The organism is Metabacillus sp. YM-086, assembly GCF_048059995.1.
Lineage (GTDB): Bacteria > Bacillota > Bacilli > Bacillales > Bacillaceae > Metabacillus > Metabacillus litoralis_B.
This window is the reverse complement of the sequence record NZ_JBLUOI010000150.1, coordinates 1-4,040: the sequence shown is the minus strand read 5'-3', so window position 1 is coordinate 4,040 and position 4,040 is coordinate 1. Positions and strand designations below refer to the sequence as shown.

Here is a 4,040-nt window from a genome sequence, read left to right as displayed (position 1 = left end):
CTATTCCAAAGGTGACTCAATTTATTGTTGATAAAGGCATTTCATATTTTGAAAGCAAGGAAGGTAAGCAAAAGCTTGGTAAAATGATTGAAGATTTTCTTGCAACTAGAGGAATGCTAGGTAATATGATTGGAATGTTTTTAGGAAATGAAAGCCTGGTTGATAAGGTACAGCCAGAAGTGATTAAGTTTTTGAAAAACGACGAAACGAAAGTGTTAGTTACGACGTTAATTGGGCGCGAATGGAATTCTATTCAAGACATGACCTTTAATGAGCTTGATCAAAAATGGGGTTTTGTTGAAAAAGGATCTCGCATTCTTGATACTGTTATCGATACATTGAAGGTTGATGAGCTTCTATCCAAGCCAATTTCCACTTACTTAAAACCAAATGAAGAGAAAATCATAAAAGAATGGCTTCCAATGGTAGTTGATGTTTCAACTAAATACCTTATTTCTCATTTAGATGAAATTTTAAAACAGCTGAAGCTTGAAGATGTTGTACGGGAACAAGTAGAGTCTTTCGCAGTAGAAAGACTAGAGGACATTATTCTTTCAATATCAAGGAAAGAATTTAAAATGATTACCTATCTTGGAGCGCTACTTGGAGGGATCATTGGGGGATTACAAGCGATAATTGTCATGTTCATTCAATAAAATAGCTGGTTTTCTATGCAGAGATGAAAATAGTTTGTTATAGTGGAGAAGGAGCCTACATAGGTTAATACTAGAAAGGAGGCTCATCATATGCCTGAAAACTTATATGATGTTGCATACAATTTAGAAAAAGCTCTACGTGAAAGTGATGATTTCAAAGCGTTAAAAAATCTTTACGATGAAGTGAACGCAGATGAATCAGCAAGTAAGATGTTCGAAAACTTCCGTAACATCCAACTAAATCTTCAACAAAAGCAAATGTCTGGACAAGAAATTACACAAGAAGAAATTGAACAGGCACAAAAATCTGTTCAACTTGTTCAACAACACGAAAAAATTGCCCAACTTATGGCGGCAGAGCAACGCTTAAGTATGGTTGTTACAGAACTAAATAAAATTATTATGAAACCACTTGAGGAAATGTACGGAAGCTTATAAGACATACATAAATATGTACTAGCTCTTTAGCAGAATGGGAAAACCATTCTGCTTTTTTATGTTTAGGTATGATTGAAAAAAACATATAAATTCCAAACATTTCATCACACCACCACCACTCTTGTTCTATTTTTCGAAAGAAGGACATAACCTCATAATAGGTTTTAGACATCTGTAGAAGGGGGACTCGCTGTGACTTTTTACCGATTACTTGCATTGAATATCGATGGAACTTTGCTTCGTTCAAATGGTCGTCTCCAAGCGTCAACGAAGGAAGCAATTGATTTTGTGAAAGAAAAAGAGGTCTACGTGACGCTTGTAACAAATAGGCATTTTCAATCTGCCAAAAAGCTTGCTAAAGCATTAAAACTAGATTCATTTTTAGTCACACATGGTGGAGCATTTATTTCCGAAAATCTAGATGAGCCTTTTTATGAGAAGCGACTATCTGAAGATTTAACGTTTAATCTTGTTCAAGTGTTGGAGAATTTTAATTGCAATATCCGTCTTACACATGAACGCTTTTCAATTGGAAATCGAAAAAAAATTGCTTCAAATTTACTTAGTAAGTCAATCCTTAATACATCAGATTCAATGTTTTATCCGGTTCAATTTGTGGATTCATTAGGAGACACACTTAGAGATGAGCCGGTTTCTGCCACGAAAATCGATGTTCATTTCAAATATGATGAAGAAAAAGAAGAGGCGGAAAAATTAATTCAAGAGGCTTTTGATGAAGTTGATCTAAAAACCAGCAGTAAATCTAAGAGTTTTGAGATTGTTAGAAAAGGGGTTTCAAAGGAAAACGGCTTGCGTGCCCTTGCTAGCCATTTGAAGATACCATTGCATGAAACGGTGGCTATTGGTGATTCAGACGATGATATTGAAATGATTAAGTCTGCAGGCTTGGGGGTAGCAATGTGGAATGCACCATTTGAAGTGAAGCATGCAGCTGACTGGGTAACACGTTCAAATAATCAGCAAGGCGTTGCCTATATGGTAAAAGAGCATTTTCGCAAGCAGCAAAGACAAGACTTTTTACGAAAAATTAAAATTGATAAATAACAAAAAGGGAGAGAGTGGACTCTCCCTTTTTGTTATTTAAGATTGGTTTCTTTTAATAGCAGGGTATTCTGTTAACTTTCCCTCATAAACAAGCTGCAACTTATCACTTTTACGGAAATCATCAGGAGTAATTAAAGCAGGGAGTTTATCCCATAATTTGATTCCAGAGCGTTGAAGAATTTCAGCCACAAACTGTGAGCAAAAATAGGAGTTACTAAATTCAACTGGTTCATTAAGGGATACCCCTAAAACACCGAATAGATTATATAGAAACTTTCTTTGATTTTTGATAAAAACATTTAAAACACGTCTCATCTTTTCTACATCACGATTTGATACTTCAAGCTTATATATGACACAGGTTGTGTCGGGGTACTTACTGTAAGTTCCTGTGTAAACATCTTCTTTTACAAAACCACCGTTAATTGGATTACTGGGGTTTTTCCTACCAAAGCTGTACATTTCATTTAAAGTTGGATCAAAGGCAATGGAGGCATGATTATATGGAGCCTTTGTATATTTTTTAATAGACTTTGTAAACAATGTCCCAGTATCAGTGAGCAAAATATAAACATATGTTTTGGCTGTCATATTACTTCCCTCTTTTATATCTTCCTGAAATACTCTATCCTTAATTATACAATATTTCATTTTTTTGGTGGGTGAAAACTTGATTACAACACTTTGGACCTTATCGATCTTTTTAATTGTATTAAGTAGTGTGAGCATAGTTTTTATATTCATGAGCAAAAGGGAGCCCGAGAAGGATTTTACCGCTATATTTTTAAGAGTAAAAACTTGGTGGGGAATGTTTGCCGTATTTTGTATGGCTACTTTATTTAATCCAGTTGTTTCGTTGTTGTCACTAATGATTTTATGTTTTTTTGCTCTGAAAGAGTATTTTTCTATGATGAAAACGAGAAAAGCTGATCGGCGCTTATTTCTTTGGTCGTATTTAGCAATTCCTGTACAGTTTTATTGGATTTATATCGGATGGTATGGAATGTTTATCGTGTTCATTCCTGTCTATGTTTTCTTGTTTTTACCTCTACCCAGGCTTCTAGGTAAAGGTACAAGTGGTTTTTTGCGTTCAGTAAGCTCAACACAGTGGGGACTAATGTTAATGGTGTTTGGGTTAAGTCATTTAGCTTATTATCAATTTGCAACACCAGAACATGGAGCAAATTTAGTTCTTTTTCTCGTCGTATTAACACAAGTGAATGATGTTGTTCATTATTTGATTTCGATTTATATAGGGAAAAGAAAGGTAGTACCCTCAGCGAATCCTACCATTACATGGGAAGGGTATATAGGTGCAACCATTGTTACAACTACAATTGCATACTTTATTTATCCTTATTTAACACCACTCGACTTAAAATTTGGTATCATATCAGGTATATTGATTAGCTTAAGTGGATTTTTTGGAAGTTTGACCATTTCAGTTTTAAAGCGTGATTTGCTTATAGGGGACCGTGAAAAACTAAAGAACGTACAAAAAAGCTATTTAACACGTGTTGATAGTTTAACCTATACCTCACCTGTGTTTTTCCATGTTATCCGTTATTTTTATGAGTTTATGTAAACAAAGGGGCTGTCTAGATGGACAGTCCCATTTTAATTTGTTTAGAACCTACTCCTTATATCGTAAGTAGTGGTAATTCTCCGTCGGAATTCGTTCTATTACATTTCCTTGCTCGTCCTTATACACCTCATACTCTTGATATACTTCAACAGCATATCCATCCTCTTCTTTCAAATCGACTAGTCTGTTTTCAAACTCAGGTAAAGCAGCAGACTCTTCTGTTTCTGTTGTAGCAGTTTCAGCATCATCAGCTGGTACTGGAATACTGATTATGGCTTGTTCCTTCTCAAAAAATT

General features: G+C 35.0%; 6 protein-coding genes. 4 read left to right on the top strand and 2 right to left on the bottom strand.

Annotated elements, in window-relative coordinates:
- From ACEWK1_RS27355 to ACEWK1_RS27345, 3 genes are all read left to right on the top strand, one after another.
- Window positions 1–656 (top strand): DUF445 family protein (locus ACEWK1_RS27355; RefSeq protein ID WP_416636854.1); only part of this gene is annotated, 656 nt, incomplete at its 5' end.
- A 90-nt stretch (window positions 657–746) separates the two neighbouring features.
- Entirely contained in the window at window positions 747–1,094 is a 348-nt protein-coding gene (locus ACEWK1_RS27350) for a YlbF family regulator (RefSeq protein WP_098795274.1), read from the top strand.
- A 192-nt stretch (window positions 1,095–1,286) separates the two neighbouring features.
- Window positions 1,287–2,159, top strand: a complete 873-nt coding sequence (locus ACEWK1_RS27345; protein WP_121664610.1) for a Cof-type HAD-IIB family hydrolase — start codon at window positions 1,287–1,289, stop codon at window positions 2,157–2,159.
- A gap of 36 nt (window positions 2,160–2,195) precedes the next feature.
- On the opposite strand, the gene ACEWK1_RS27340 is transcribed toward ACEWK1_RS27345, so the two are convergent.
- Window positions 2,196–2,750, bottom strand: a complete 555-nt coding sequence (locus tag ACEWK1_RS27340) for a hypothetical protein (protein ID WP_416636853.1) — start codon at window positions 2,748–2,750, stop codon at window positions 2,196–2,198.
- 151 nt (window positions 2,751–2,901) lie between these two features.
- On the opposite strand from ACEWK1_RS27340, the gene ACEWK1_RS27335 reads away from it, so the two are divergent.
- Window positions 2,902–3,744, top strand: a complete 843-nt coding sequence (locus ACEWK1_RS27335; protein ID WP_121665173.1) for a phosphatidate cytidylyltransferase — start codon at window positions 2,902–2,904, stop codon at window positions 3,742–3,744.
- 48 nt (window positions 3,745–3,792) lie between these two features.
- Here the strand turns inward: ACEWK1_RS27335 and ACEWK1_RS27330 are convergent.
- A partial coding sequence (locus ACEWK1_RS27330) for a hypothetical protein (RefSeq protein ID WP_416636852.1) occupies window positions 3,793–4,040 on the bottom strand: 248 nt, incomplete at its 5' end.

What these genes read in the sequence shown, in the direction of transcription:
- ACEWK1_RS27350 (WP_098795274.1), top strand. Translation starts at nt 747, where the DNA reads ATGCCTGAAAACTTATATGATGTTGCATACAATTTAGAAAAAGCTCTA.
- ACEWK1_RS27340 (WP_416636853.1), bottom strand. Translation starts at nt 2,750, where the DNA reads ATGACAGCCAAAACATATGTTTATATTTTGCTCACTGATACTGGGACA.
- ACEWK1_RS27335 (WP_121665173.1), top strand. Translation starts at nt 2,902, where the DNA reads ATGAGCAAAAGGGAGCCCGAGAAGGATTTTACCGCTATATTTTTAAGA.